Here is a 12,804-nt window from a genome sequence, read left to right on the forward strand (position 1 = left end):
GGGCCCGCGGGCCTGCCGCACACAAGGCGGCGCAGCCGGAACGCCGGCGCGCCGCCCTTTTCCTGTTCTGACAACCCGAACGCGGTGCATGCGCGCCGTGCTTCATTACGACATCGGAAGTCGACCTGATGCGTCGAGCGCTGGTTATCGCACCGAATTGGATCGGTGACGCATTGATGGCGCAGCCGCTTTTTGCGCTGCTGAAAAAAATCCATCCCCGCATCGCGATCGATGCCGTCGCGCCCACCTGGGTCGCGCCCGTGCTCGAGCGGATGCCCGAGATCCACGATGTCTACGCGACCGACCTCGCGCACGGCAAGCTGCAGCTGCTGCGCCGCTGGCAGCTCGCGAGCGACCTGCGCGACGTCGGCTACGACGCGGCGTACGTGCTGCCGAATTCGCTGAAGTCCGCGGTGATCCCGTGGCTCGCGAACATTCCGCTGCGGATTGGCTACACGGGCGAGCACCGCTACGGCCTGCTCAACGTGCGGCACGCGAACCCCGACAAATCGGCCGAGCGTCCGCCGATGACGACCCACTACGCGGCGCTCGCGTATGCGCCGGGCGCGAAGCTGCCCGAGTCGATGAAGACGCTGCCCCCGCCGCGCCTCGACGCCGACCTGAACGAGACGGCGCGCGTCTCCGCGCGTTTCAATCTCGATACGCGCAAGCCGCTCGTCGTGTTCTGCCCCGGCGCGGAATACGGCCCGGCCAAGCGCTGGCCGCCCGAGCACTTCGCGACGCTCGCGACGATCGTCCACCAGTCGTTCCCGTACACGCAGATCATCGCGCTCGGCTCGCAGAAGGACGCCGCCGCCGCGCAGGCGATCGCCGACCACGCGCCGAACGTGCGCAACCTGTGCGGGCAGACGTCGCTGTCCGAGGCGTGCGCGCTGATCGCGCGCGCGAACGCGGTCGTGACCAACGATTCCGGGCTGATGCACGTCGCCGCCGCGCTGCGACGGCCGCTCGTCGCGTTGTACGGATCGACTGATCCGCGCCACACCCCTCCGCTGTCCGACCTGGCGAAGGTACAATGGCTTCATCTCGAATGCAGTCCCTGCTTCGAACGCGAGTGCCCGCTCGGCCATCTGAAATGCCTGCGCGAACTCGGTCCCGAGCAGGTATTCGGCGATTTGCGCGGCATGCTCGTCGGGCAGCGCTGACCCTGACCGGCAGCGTCGCACGACGTGCCGGGCAATCCGATTCACCGGTGTACGGCGGCCCCACCCGGGCCGCCGTGCTGAATACGGCGCGCGACGCGCGCGAGAGATAACCCCGATGCCACGTTTTGCCCGCCTCTTCGAAGCCGCTGCCGATACGCTGAACGCCTACTACCAGGCCGTCGCCGATGCCAATCTCGACGCGCTGCTGGGGTTGTGGATCGACGAGGACTTCGCCAGCTGCGTCTGGGCCGACGGCGAGCATCTGCACGGCCTCGACCAGATCCGCAGCGGGCTGGCCAACCGGCTCGTGACGCGCCCGGTGACGATCGAACCGCTCGACATCCGCGTATACGACAGTCTCGGCACCGTCGTCTATACGATCGCCGAAGCCCATCAGCAGGCCGACCTGACGGCCGAACCCGACATGGTTTTCGCGACGTACGTGATGATCCACGAACGCGGCGAGTGGCGCATCGCGCATATTCACGCGAGCCCGATTCCTGAACAAGCGGCCGGACAATTCGCCGCGAAGATCCGTCACGGGCAGGGTCCGCTGCACTGACGAACAACGAAGCAACGCATTAGCGGGGCGATCATGAGTACGGCTTCTCCGCCCACCTCGCCGCTGACCGGGGCCCCGGCCCCCGACGACGATTCACTGCGCTATCGCGCACCGCGCTGGCTGCCGAACAGCCATGTGCAAACCATCGTGCCCGCGCTGTTCGCACGGCGTCCGGCTGTCGCCTACCGACGAGAGCGATGGGAAACCCCCGACCACGACTTCATCGATCTCGACTGGGTCGCGCACCTCGACAGTGCCGCGCCGCCACCCGACGCGCCGCTGTTCGTGCTGTTCCACGGCCTCGAAGGCAGTTCCGGCTCGCACTACGCGCTGGCGATGATGGCCGCCGCGCGCGCGAAGGGCTGGCATGCGGTCGTCCCGCACTTTCGCAGTTGCAGCGGCGAGTTGAACCGCCAGCCGCGCTTCTACCATCTCGCCGACAGCGCCGAAGTCGACTGGATCCTGCAGCGGCTCGCCACGCAGCATCGCGGGCCGATCGTCGCGGCCGGCGTGTCGCTCGGCGGCAACGTGCTGCTGCGCTGGCTCGGCGAGCACCGCAGCGACACGTCGATCGTGCACGCGGCCGCCGCGATCTCGACGCCGATCGACGTGCATGCGGGCGGCCGCGCGCTGTCGCAGGGCTTCGCGATGGTCTATACGCGCAGCTTCCTGAAGACACTGAAGCGCAAGGCGCTCGCGAAGCTCGACCAGTATCCGGGCCTGTTCGACCGCGACGCGATGCTGCGAGCCGTGACGATGCGCGACTTCGACGAGGTCGTGACCGCGCCGCTGCACGGCTTCGCCGACGCCGACGACTACTGGACCCAGGCCACGACGCGCCCGCTGTTGCCCGCAATCGACGTGCCCACGCTGATCCTCAACGCCCGCAACGATCCGTTCCTGCCCGAATCCGCGCTGCCGAGCGCCGCCGACGTGTCGCCGGCCGTCGAGCTCGACCAGCCCGCGGACGGCGGCCATGCGGGATTCATGACCGGACCGTTCCCCGGCCGCCTCGACTGGCTGTCGGCGCGGGTGTTCGGCTATTGCTCGAAATTCGTCGACCATGGATGACATCGTCAGGCAGGCCCTCGCCAAGTGGCCCAACGTGCCACATTGCACCGGCTGGCTGCTGCTCGACCGGCGCGGCGAGTGGCGGCTGCGCGACGACGCCGCGCAGGCCGCCGGCGAGCTCGGCTCGCCGATCCGGCATGCGGCGCTCAACGCGTTCATCGGACGCAACTACGAATGCGACGCGCACGGCCAGTGGTTCTTCCAGAACGGGCCGCAGCGCGTGTACGTCGAGCTCGCCTACACGCCGTGGGTCGTGCGCCTGGCCGAACGCGACGGGCAGCTCACGCTGGCCGACCAGACCGGTGCGCCGTTCGAACCCGACGCCGCATGGCTTGACGATGCGGGCGGTGTGCTGTTCCGCGCGGCGGGCACACCGCCGCGCATCGCGGCGCTGCACGACCACGACCTCGGCCTGTTCGCCGATCATGCGGACTTCGACGCGACGCCGCCCGTGCTGCGCTGGCGTGACGGGCGCACGCTGGCGCTCGGCAACCTGGCGGGTGCCGATGTGCCGGCAACGTTCGGCTTCGTCGCGAGTCCCGCGCAGCGGGCGCGGCGCGACACGCCGGACGGTGGCAACGGCAGCGCCGCAAGCTGAAGCGCCCCCGCCCTGCCCGCCTGGCGGCCGCTATCCGCGGCCGTTCTTCTCGTCCTCGCGCTCTTCCTTGTAGCGCGCCTCGAATTCCAGCAGCCGCGCGCCGATGATCGACTGGTCGTAGAACGACACGTCCTTCGCGTCGCGCGCCTCCTTCAGCTGGCGAATCGCCGACGGCCACGCGCCGTCGAGCGCCAGCTTCTCCGCGAGTGCACGGCGCCGCGCGAGCACGTCGCCCTTGCCGTCGCTCGCCTTCGCGAGGTAGTCCCACCAGTCCGGCTGCTCGGGGTCCGCTTTCGCCTGCTTGCGGGCGAGCAACTGCGCTTCGTCGAAGCGGCGCGCGGCGATCAGCGCCTGCAGGTGCGCGACGATCGCCGCGTGCGACGCCGGCCAGCGCCGCTGCGCGAGCGCCGCGAGCCGCACCGCGTCGTCGGTCCGGCCCGCGCGGCGGGCGAGGTCGGCGGAGAGCACGTCGAGGCTCGGCGAACTCGTCTGCGGATCGTCCGCGCGCCGCTCGCGCGCGTCGAATGCGGCGCGGGCCGACGCGAGCGCCTTGTCGGCCGCGTCGTACTGGCCGAGCAGCGTGTTCGCGAGCGCGATCCCGTACTCGTTCGCCGCGACGTTCGGCGCCGTGCGATCGTCGATCTCGAGCTGCATCCGGCGCGCCTCGGCCGCGATGTCATTCGGCACACGGTTCTGCAGAATGCGCAGCCGCGCGCGCACGAAGCCGTATTCGGCCGACTGGCGCGGCTGCCGGTACGGCGCGCGGCGCGCGCGATCCTCCATGTCGGCGATCCGTTCACCCGTCAGCGGGTGCGTGCGCGCATAGGCCGGCACGCCCGCGTCGCCCATCGACGCGCGTTCGAGCCGTTCGAAGAAGCCCGGCATCCCGTACGGGTCGTAGCCGGCGCCCGCGAGCAGCTGGAAACCGACGCGATCGGCCTCGCGCTCGGCCGAGCGCGAGAAGCGCAGCTGGTTGTCGACCGCATACGCCTGCCCGCCCATCGCGATCGCGCTGCCGAGATCGCCGCTGCGCGCGAGCACGCCCGCCAGCACCCCGAGCAGCATCGTCGCGAGCGCGGTGTAGCCGGTCTTCTCGTTCGCGCCGATCATCCGCGCGATGTGCCGCTGCAGCACGTGGCCCATCTCGTGGCCGACCACCGATGCGAGTTCGGATTCCGTTTGCGTCGTGACGACCAGGCCGCTGTTGATCCCGATGAAACCGCCCGGCATCGAGAATGCGTTGATCTGCGGATCGCGCACCGGGAACAGCTCGAAGTCCGGCGTGTAGCCGCCGATGTAGCGCGCCGCGGCCGCGGCCGCGAGCCGCTTTGCGATCGCATTCAGGTAGTCGCGCGCGAGCCAGTCGTCGAGGTAGTCCGGGTCGCGCCGCACCTCGCGCATCACGCGCTCGCCGAGACGGCGCTCGGCCTGCGGCGTGAGCGAACCGCCGGAGCCGTCGCCGAGGTCGGGTAGTTCCAGCGCGCGCAGCGGTGCGCGCAGGCTCGCGACGGGCGCGGACGCGCCGTCGGCGCCGGAGAACCGGCTTTCCGCGCCGCCGTAGGTGCCGAATACACCGGTCGCGATGCCGGACGGCACCGTGGAAATCGACGGCGAAGCGCCGGCCGCCGGCTCGAGCGGCAGCGCGGACGGACGCTGTGCGTAGCCGCTCGGCGGCAGCACGAGCGCCGCCGACAGCAACACGGCAAGCAACTGTTTGACACGCATGGCAGGATGAAGACGACGCGTCCCGCGCGCCGGGCGCGCATCGCGGCGTTTGGTCTGAAGATCCCGGTCATTGTACCGGCGGGATCGCGACTGTTCGCTGCGGCGGATGCGCCGTCTGCACGCCCGGCGTCGCGCAGGCCGCTGCTATGATAGGCGCCCGTTGAAACGTTGCAGGTGTTCGCGGCACGGTGCCCGATGCGGTGGATCGAGCGGCCGCAACACAAGAGATCGGAGCAGGACATGTCAGGACTTACCCATTTCGACGCCGCCGGCCACGCGCACATGGTCGACGTCGGCGGCAAGCAGGAAACGCAACGCATCGCGATCGCGCGCGGCACGATCCGGATGCTGCCGGCGACGTTCGCGCTGATCCGCGACGGCAAGGCGAAGAAAGGCGACGTGCTCGGCGTCGCGCGCATCGCCGCGATCCAGGGTGCCAAGCGCACCGCCGACCTCATTCCGCTGTGTCACCCGCTCGCGCTGACGCGCGTGGCCGTCGACTTCGAACTCGACGACGCGCTGCCCGGCGTGCACTGCGTCGCGCAAGTCGAGACGTTCGGGCGCACCGGTGTCGAGATGGAAGCGCTGACCGCCGTGCAGGTCGGGCTGCTGACCGTGTACGACATGTGCAAGGCGGTCGATCGGGGGATGGTGATCACCGAGGTGAGCGTCAGGGAGAAGCGGGGTGGGAAGTCGGGGGACTGGAAGGCGGAGGATGTCGCCGGCTGACCGGTCGGAAACCCTGTCGGCGGGCAAATCCAGGATACCGGCCCGTGCCACCGTGTCGGATTCGGGCAATGGTTACGGCGCCGTTCACCTGCACCGCAGCGGCGAGGAGGTGCTGGTCGATTTCCTCGGCGGCGACTGCGATCGCCCGATCATCGTCGGCAAGGTCTACAACGGCGCGACAAGTCCGCAATGGCACAGCAACGGCATCCTGTCCGGATACCGGTCGAAAGAGTATGCGGGCGCCGGCTACAACCAGCTCATGCTCGACGACGCGACATCGCAGAACCGGGTGCACCTGTACAGCAGCCCGACCAATGCGCACCTGCATCTCGGTTACCTGATCGACCACACGGGCAACAACCGCGGCAGCTATCTCGGCAGCGGCTTCGACCTACGCTCGGACGCATACGACGCCGGGCGTCGATTCCGCTTCGGTCTCCGACCGACTGCTCCCCGTGATGAACGAAGAAAAGAACGAAAAAAGGCTTCGATGAAAAACTTGCTGAACCGCGTAACACTCGCACTCGCCATCGCCTGCACTTCACCGGCCACCGCCTCCGCCGCCAGCCCCTGCCCCGCCGCCGACACCGCCGCACGCGCGACGCTCGACGCGCAGCACCGCGTACAGCAAGTCCGGAATCCGCAAGGCGACGGCGGCGGCACCGTCGACGTCTCGCCGCCTTTGCGCGACGCGCTTCGCGCATACAAGCAGGCGCTCGTCGGCGCGATCGACGCGCGGCTTGCGTGCAGCGACGAACACGTCGAACCGGCTGCGCTGAAACGCACGCTTGCGGCCGCGCTCGGCGTACCCGCCCAATCCGCCCAGCCGAAAAACGGCGAATCGGCATTCGGCCGCAACCCGGACGTCGACGTCGAGCGCGACGGCACGTCCCGCTCGCTGCTCTTCGTGCGCGCCGGCTTCGACATCGCATGCGGCGACGACAACCTGCTCACGGCCTACGCATGGGAAAACGGTGGCTGGCGGCGCGTGCTGCGCTGGCAGGCCGACGACTACAAGGACATCGGCGGCGCCTACGGCGGCGGCTTCTGGTTCGGCGCATTGCCCGGCGGCCAGGTGGCGGTCGTCCACGGCACGCCGTGGTGCTCGTCGCGCTGGAGCCGGTTCGGCGCGGACGTGGTCGCGCCGGCAAACGGCGCGGCCGCGCAACGCACGCTGTTCCATACGGATCACGGCTACGTGCTCGACGACGACGCGATCCGCTTCAAGGTGCGCCCCGACGGCTTCGAGCTGCGCACGACGGTCGGCTCGCGCGACAGCGACGTGATGACACGGCCGGGCATCTTCCGCTATCGCGTCGACGGCGACACCGTGCAACGCGTGCAGCCGGTCGCGGGCAACGGCCGCGATTTCGTCGATGAATGGCTGGGCGTGGACGATGCGCTCGCGCGCGCATGGAGCGAACCTGCGGCCGCTGCGGCGGCGCTGCAAGCCCGGCAGGCGTTCATTGCAGAAAGCAAGGCGCCCGATACCGGGTTCGCATACGGACCGGTACGCGGCTGCTCGGACAGCAAGGATCGCTTCCAGGTCGAACTGGATCTGACGGGCAAGGACGGAAACACGGTTGCGCGACGCTACGCGCTGATCCGCCAGGAGCGCAACGGGTTCACGATGCTCGGGCTGCGCAAGGCAGCCGAGCCGGCGTGCCACGGCGCGAACCTGATGCCGCAGCACTGAACATCGGCGCCTCGGCGGCGCCGGACAGGAAACGACAGCAAGCGGCAGGCGAGACGCGGCGTAACCGACCGCCCATCATTGCGCGCGTCGCGGCTCGAACACGAACGGTTGCGTGAGCAGGAACGGATTCGCGGTGGCGCCGGTCTGCGCACAGGTCGCGTGCGTCATCGCGTCGACGGCCGCGCGGTCCGCCGCCGCATTGCGGCTGCTCGTCGTCACGGTGACGTTCTGCGCTTCGCCCGAGGTCGTCATCAGCGCGCGCACGAGCACGGTGACCGGACGCGTGAGCGGCTTCGCGCTATCCGGATAGACGGCGCGCGGAATGTGGCAGGTCAGCTTGCTTTCCTGCGACGACGACAGCATCGCGCAGCCGGAAAACAGCACGGCGACGGCAGGCAGGATCAGGAGGGTCGAGCGAAGGGCCATGGTCGAATATCGTTCTTCAGTACTGTTCCGGACGAACGCCGCGCCGGCGGACATCGCCCGGCCGCATCGCGTGCATCGCCCTGCGCCGCGGCCATCGGACCGGCGCGCCGTTACGGCCGCACGACCAATGGCTGCCCGGTCGCGATCCTGCTTGGCGGGTTCCCGGAGATCCGGGGGCCGCGTTCGCGGCAGCCGCCCGCATCGGGCGGCCGCGCACGCGAACGCTTTCGCGCATTGTGCACGCGCCGCCTCGCGCGTGGCCGCGATTTGACAATGGTTGACGCGAATCGCACCGGATTCGGCAGGCATCCATTCCCTGCGGGAAGCAATCGCCGCACCGTCCCGGCCCGCCACCGCCCACCCGCCTCATCGCAATGCGGCCAGCGCCGGGAGTCCCCGCCCGGCGCCGCGCGGTGTCAGCGCGGTGTTCAGCGTGGTGTCACTCGGAATCGTCGTCGGAGTCGTCATCGTCCGCATCAGCCGGCACTTCGCCGTACTTCGCGACGACGGCCGCCTTGAACGCCTTCAGCGCCGGTTGCTGGTCGCACAGCTTGTACAGCAACGCCAACTGCTGCGGCCAGTCCTTCAACTCCTTCGCAAACACATGCAGGCGCTCGACCGTATCGAGCGCATCGGCTTCCCGACCGGCCAGCGCCTGCAGCGCCGCATAGCGACGCAGCACCGTCTCGCCCGGCAGCAGCGCGATCGCGCGCTCGTGCGCGACGAGCTTGAGCGGCAGGTTCTCCGGCGAAATCGTCAGCAGCGTGGCCACCCCGTAATCGCCCCACGCGCCGAACAGCAGCGACGGCGCATCGCGATACTGCGCGGCCGGATCGTTGCCGTAATACAGCACTTCCGCGCGCTGGTAGTCGCGCAGCACGGGCACCGCCGCCAGCACGCCGCCGACCGACAGCACCGCGAACAGCCCGAACGCCGCGCGGCCCGGCAGGAGGCGCAGCGGCTTCACGTCGAGCAGGCCGATCACGAACATCGCCGGCAGCAGGAAGAACATGTACTGCTGCGGATATTCGACGAGCGCATGCATCAGCAGGATGCCGATCAGCGCGAGGCCGAACACGCGCGTGCTCGACTGCGGCGCGCGCACCGCGCGCACGAACCACGTCACGAGCGCAACGACGAGCACGCCGAGACCCAGCAGACCGGACTTCGCGAGCAGGTCGATGAAAATGTCGTGCGAGTTGTTCGCGATCTCGACACCGCCGAGCGTGCGCACGAGGGCGAACTGGTGCGACGGGAATTCGCCCCAGCCGACGCCGAGCACCGGATGCTCGCGGAACATCGCAAGCCCGTACTTCCACAGCGCGAGCCGCGGCGCGATCTGCCCTGCGTCGCGCATCCGTTCGGCGGCCGACTCGGCAAGCCCCAGGTGGAAGTGCAGGTTGGCCCAGCGCACCGCGACGTTCACCGCGACGAAGGCCACCGCGAGCGCGGCCGGTATCAGCCATGCGCGGCGGTTGCCCGGCGTGCGGCGCGACTCGAGCCATGCCATCCAGAAGCCCGCGACGACCATCACCGCGACCTGCAGCCACGGGCCGCGCGACACCGTCAGCGCGAGACCAACCGACAGCACGATCGACAGCGCGAACCATGCCCATACCGCGAGCCGGCGCGTCTGCACCAGATACAGCGCGCCCGCCAGCGCAAAAGCGATGTAGGTCGCCAGGTGGTTCGCCTGCGCCATGTTGCCGTACGGACGGCGATCGACCGCGATGTTGTATATGACGACGAACGGCGACACCGCGGATTCGAGATGGAACAACTGCACGACCTGGCTCGCGACCGCAAACACGCCGCCAACGAGCAGCGCGCCGGCCATCATTCGCGCGGTGGCTTCGGCGAGCCCCTCGCGCGAGAGCGTGTAGCCGGCCTGCATCGCGACCAGCGCGGCGGCCAGATAGCCGAGCGCCAGCCAGTTCATCGACGGCACTTTCAGCGGCATCAGCGCGACCTGCGCGAGCAGCACCGCCGCGAACCCGAGCGGCGCGACGAACGCGGCCGGCGCGGCGAACGGCTCGGCCGGGCGGCCCGTGCGCGCGAGCAGGACGACGGAGAGCCCCACCAGCAGATACAGCACCAGCGCGGCAAACTCGGAATAGAAGGTTGGGATCGGATACGTGTGATTCGTGATCGAGTACGGCACGATCAGGGCGACAGCCAGCGCAACGAGCGGCAACGAACGGGAAAAAGTAGAAGGCATGAGCGAACCGGATGTCAGCAACCGGCGCACTATACAAAACTTTCCCCCCTCTGTGCGGCCCCGGCACGCCGTCACCCGATACGGGCGGACCGGCTCGGCCGGCCGGCACGGCATGCGCCGCGCCGTGCGCGCGGCCGCGCAGCGGCCCGCGGGCCGCCTGCACTATGCGCGGCATTCCGCCGGCGCGTATTTCGCGGGCAACGTCGCCGCCTCCGCCGGCAACGGGCCCGCGCCCGGCGCCGGCAGCGATGACGCGGCCTTGCCCCCGGCAAAGCACTCCCAGGCGATTGCGCCGGCCTGCATCGCGCCCTTTTTCAGCGGCACCCGTGCGGTGGGGGTGTCGGCCTTGTCCGGCGCGGACGGCACCAGGACGAGTGTATTCGCGCCGGCCGCGGCGACGCGGGTGGTGAACGCCACCGTGATCTGGCCCGTATCGGCGTCGATCCGAACGGATTCGACGTTCCGGGTGGCGACCGGCGGGCTGTAGCCGCCATCGAGGCCCGCGCCACTCGCGGCATTGTCGGCGACCGCGAGCCGCGCGGACGACGCGAGCGCGAGCCCCTCGCCGACGCGCGACCGCGCGAGGTAATCCTGGTACGCGGGAATCGCATAGGCGGCGATCACGCCGACGATCGCGAGCACGATCATCAGCTCGATCAGCGTGAAGCCGGCCGGCCGCCAACGCGGCACCGGCCGGCGCGCGCGCCGCAGATCGGCGGAGATGCGACGGAACAGGGAAACGGAAAAGGCTTCGAACATGACTGGCTCCGGAAACGAAAAACGCCTGCCGAATCAGGCAGGCGTTTCGATCGTAGCCAGCGGGCCGCGGCCCCGGCAGTCGGCCGGACGGCCAACGTTATTGCGGGTGCGGAACGCCGCGGCGGCGCCGGAGCGCGTATCCGGCGCCCACGACGAACAGTGCGCCGGCGATGCTCGCGCCGTAGATCGCGGCCTGCGTATCGAGCACCGGCCAACGATCGCCGACCGGGTCGTGCACCATCAGCCCGCCGGCGATCCAGCCGAGCAGCCCCGCGCCCAACGCGACGACGATCGGGAACCGGTCGAGCAGCTTCAGCACCAGCGTGCTGCCCCACACGATGATCGGCACGCTGACGACGAGCCCGAAGATCACGAGCGCCAGCCGGTGCGACGGATCGGCCTGCTCGGCCGCGCCGGCGATCGCGATCACGTTGTCGAGGCTCATCACGGCGTCGGCGATCACGATCGTCTTCACCGCGTCCCACAGCCGGTCGGCCGGCTTCACGTTGTCGTGCGCGTCGGCGTCCGGCGCCATCAGCTTGATGCCGATCCACAGCAGCAGCAGGCCACCGCCGAACTTCAGGAACGGCACGTCGAGCAGCGCGACCGCGAATGCGATCAGCACGACCCGCAGCAGGATCGCGCCGGCCGTGCCCCACACGACGCCGCGCAGCCGCTGGTTGGCCGGCAGGTTGCGGCATGCGAGCGCGATCACGACCGCGTTGTCACCGCCGAGCAGGATGTCGATGATGACGATCTGGAACACGGCGCCCCAGTGCAGCGACGTCAGGAATTCAAGCATGAGTGGATATAGGTGCGGGGCGACGACCCTTTGACGGGCGGCCCGGTTCATTGCCGGTACATGCGTCGCGCATGCCCGGGGCTTACAAATTCATTGCGCGAGCATAACAAAAAACGCCGGCTAAGCCGGCGTTTTTTGCAGGACGAACCACGCGGGAATTACAGCGCCTTCTTCAGCAGACGGCCCATTTCCGACGGGTTGCGCGTGACGGTGATGCCGCACGCTTCCATGATTTCCAGCTTCGCTTCGGCCGTATCCGCACCGCCCGAGATCAGCGCGCCGGCGTGGCCCATGCGCTTGCCCGGAGGCGCCGTGACGCCAGCGATGAAGCCGACGACCGGCTTCTTCATGTTGTCCTTGATCCACTCGGCGGCATTGGCTTCGTCCGGACCGCCGATTTCGCCGATCATCACGACTGCATCCGTATCCGGATCGTCGTTGAACATCTTCATCACGTCGATGTGCTTCAGACCGTTGATCGGGTCACCGCCGATACCGACTGCCGACGACTGGCCGAGGCCCAGTGCCGTCAGCTGTGCAACGGCTTCATACGTCAGCGTGCCCGAACGCGACACGACGCCGATGCGGCCCTTGCGGTGGATGTGACCCGGCATGATGCCGATCTTCAGTTCGTCCGGCGTGATCGTGCCCGGGCAGTTCGGCCCGAGCAGCAGCGTCTTGCGGCCTTCGCGACGCATGCGGTCCTTCACTTCGATCATGTCGCGCACGGGGATGCCTTCCGTGATGCAGATCGCGAGATCCAGGTCGGCTTCGACGGCTTCCCAGATCGCGGCGGCTGCGCCCGCCGGCGGAACGTAGATGACCGACACGGTCGCGCCGGTTTCTGCCTTCGCTTCCTTGACGCTCGCGTAGATCGGAATGCCTTCGAAATCTTCGCCGGCCTTCTTCGGGTTCACGCCCGCGACGAATGCTTCGCGGCCGTTTGCGTATTCACGGCAGGCGCGCGTATGGAACTGACCGGTTTTGCCGGTAATGCCCTGCGTGATGACCTTCGTGTCCTTGTTGATCAGAATCGACATGTATTTTGACCT

12 protein-coding genes and 1 pseudogene are annotated in these 12,804 nt (G+C 69.0%); 7 read left to right on the plus strand and 6 right to left on the minus strand.

Annotation, left to right across the window (positions count from 1 at the left end; all coding sequences use genetic code 11):
• The first annotated feature begins 128 nt into the window (after window positions 1-128).
• The 4 genes from waaF to LMA02_RS13565 all read left to right on the plus strand — a co-directional run bounded on the left by waaF (window position 129) and on the right by LMA02_RS13565 (window position 3,397).
• Window positions 129-1,166: a lipopolysaccharide heptosyltransferase II gene (gene waaF / locus LMA02_RS13550; protein ID WP_105832452.1), complete on the plus strand. Its 1,038-nt coding sequence runs from the start codon at window positions 129-131 to the stop codon at window positions 1,164-1,166.
• Between the two features lie 115 nt (window positions 1,167-1,281).
• Window positions 1,282-1,728: a nuclear transport factor 2 family protein gene (locus LMA02_RS13555; protein ID WP_228905548.1), complete on the plus strand. Its 447-nt coding sequence runs from the start codon at window positions 1,282-1,284 to the stop codon at window positions 1,726-1,728.
• A gap of 33 nt (window positions 1,729-1,761) precedes the next feature.
• Entirely contained in the window at window positions 1,762-2,799 is a 1,038-nt protein-coding gene (locus tag LMA02_RS13560; protein WP_228905549.1) for a hydrolase, read from the plus strand.
• A complete protein-coding gene (locus tag LMA02_RS13565) occupies window positions 2,792-3,397 on the plus strand; it encodes a DUF2946 family protein (protein ID WP_228905551.1) in 606 nt (201 codons plus the stop codon). The genes LMA02_RS13560 and LMA02_RS13565 overlap by 8 nt, the downstream gene beginning before the upstream one ends.
• 30 nt (window positions 3,398-3,427) lie before the next feature.
• Here LMA02_RS13565 and LMA02_RS13570 read toward each other — a convergent pair whose 3' ends face one another.
• Complete coding sequence (locus LMA02_RS13570) at window positions 3,428-5,122, minus strand: M48 family metalloprotease (RefSeq protein ID WP_228905553.1); 1,695 nt, start codon at window positions 5,120-5,122, stop codon at window positions 3,428-3,430.
• A 240-nt stretch (window positions 5,123-5,362) separates the two neighbouring features.
• Between LMA02_RS13570 and moaC the strand changes: the two genes are divergently transcribed.
• From moaC to LMA02_RS13585, 3 genes and pseudogenes are all read left to right on the plus strand, one after another.
• Window positions 5,363-5,851 (plus strand): cyclic pyranopterin monophosphate synthase MoaC, encoded by a 489-nt coding sequence (gene moaC, locus LMA02_RS13575; protein ID WP_044844513.1) that lies wholly within the window; start codon window positions 5,363-5,365, stop codon window positions 5,849-5,851.
• A 43-nt stretch (window positions 5,852-5,894) separates the two neighbouring features.
• Window positions 5,895-6,302, plus strand: a pseudogene (locus LMA02_RS13580) (type VI secretion system Vgr family protein); the annotation flags it as partial.
• Window positions 6,303-6,341: 39 nt separating this feature from the next.
• Entirely contained in the window at window positions 6,342-7,547 is a 1,206-nt protein-coding gene (locus LMA02_RS13585) for a hypothetical protein (protein WP_228907643.1), read from the plus strand.
• A 75-nt stretch (window positions 7,548-7,622) separates the two neighbouring features.
• Here the strand turns inward: LMA02_RS13585 and LMA02_RS13590 are convergent, their stop codons facing one another.
• From LMA02_RS13590 to sucD, 5 genes are all read right to left on the minus strand, one after another.
• Window positions 7,623-7,973: a TonB family protein gene (locus tag LMA02_RS13590; RefSeq protein ID WP_105787010.1), complete on the minus strand. Its 351-nt coding sequence runs from the start codon at window positions 7,971-7,973 to the stop codon at window positions 7,623-7,625.
• Window positions 7,974-8,412: 439 nt separating this feature from the next.
• On the minus strand, window positions 8,413-10,191 hold the full coding sequence (locus tag LMA02_RS13595; protein ID WP_228905555.1) for a PglL family O-oligosaccharyltransferase: 1,779 nt from the start codon (window positions 10,189-10,191) through the stop codon (window positions 8,413-8,415).
• A 162-nt stretch (window positions 10,192-10,353) separates the two neighbouring features.
• Window positions 10,354-10,950, minus strand: coding sequence for a pilin (locus LMA02_RS13600; protein ID WP_324251208.1), 597 nt, complete (start codon window positions 10,948-10,950; stop codon window positions 10,354-10,356).
• A 97-nt stretch (window positions 10,951-11,047) separates the two neighbouring features.
• Window positions 11,048-11,752 carry a TerC family protein gene (locus tag LMA02_RS13605; RefSeq protein ID WP_166723955.1) on the minus strand — a complete coding sequence of 235 codons (705 nt, stop codon included), beginning with the start codon at window positions 11,750-11,752 and terminating at the stop codon, window positions 11,048-11,050.
• Between the two features lie 158 nt (window positions 11,753-11,910).
• On the minus strand, window positions 11,911-12,792 hold the full coding sequence (gene sucD / locus LMA02_RS13610; protein WP_006477916.1) for a succinate--CoA ligase subunit alpha: 882 nt from the start codon (window positions 12,790-12,792) through the stop codon (window positions 11,911-11,913).
• Window positions 12,793-12,804: the final 12 nt, after the last annotated feature.

This window comes from Burkholderia sp. B21-005 (genome assembly GCF_020843965.1).
Classification (GTDB): domain Bacteria; phylum Pseudomonadota; class Gammaproteobacteria; order Burkholderiales; family Burkholderiaceae; genus Burkholderia; species Burkholderia ambifaria.

Bases quoted from the DNA above. Each gene is read 5' to 3' on its own strand.
- LMA02_RS13585 (WP_228907643.1), top strand. From the start codon at position 6,342: ATGAAAAACTTGCTGAACCGCGTAACACTCGCACTCGCCATCGCCTGC.
- LMA02_RS13590 (WP_105787010.1), bottom strand. From the start codon at position 7,973: ATGGCCCTTCGCTCGACCCTCCTGATCCTGCCTGCCGTCGCCGTGCTG.
- LMA02_RS13565 (WP_228905551.1), top strand. From the start codon at position 2,792: ATGGATGACATCGTCAGGCAGGCCCTCGCCAAGTGGCCCAACGTGCCA.
- waaF (WP_105832452.1), top strand. From the start codon at position 129: ATGCGTCGAGCGCTGGTTATCGCACCGAATTGGATCGGTGACGCATTG.
- moaC (WP_044844513.1), top strand. From the start codon at position 5,363: ATGTCAGGACTTACCCATTTCGACGCCGCCGGCCACGCGCACATGGTC.
- LMA02_RS13570 (WP_228905553.1), bottom strand. From the start codon at position 5,122: ATGCGTGTCAAACAGTTGCTTGCCGTGTTGCTGTCGGCGGCGCTCGTG.
- LMA02_RS13555 (WP_228905548.1), top strand. From the start codon at position 1,282: ATGCCACGTTTTGCCCGCCTCTTCGAAGCCGCTGCCGATACGCTGAAC.
- sucD (WP_006477916.1), bottom strand. From the start codon at position 12,792: ATGTCGATTCTGATCAACAAGGACACGAAGGTCATCACGCAGGGCATT.
- LMA02_RS13595 (WP_228905555.1), bottom strand. From the start codon at position 10,191: ATGCCTTCTACTTTTTCCCGTTCGTTGCCGCTCGTTGCGCTGGCTGTC.
- LMA02_RS13600 (WP_324251208.1), bottom strand. From the start codon at position 10,950: ATGTTCGAAGCCTTTTCCGTTTCCCTGTTCCGTCGCATCTCCGCCGAT.
- LMA02_RS13605 (WP_166723955.1), bottom strand. From the start codon at position 11,752: ATGCTTGAATTCCTGACGTCGCTGCACTGGGGCGCCGTGTTCCAGATC.
- LMA02_RS13560 (WP_228905549.1), top strand. From the start codon at position 1,762: ATGAGTACGGCTTCTCCGCCCACCTCGCCGCTGACCGGGGCCCCGGCC.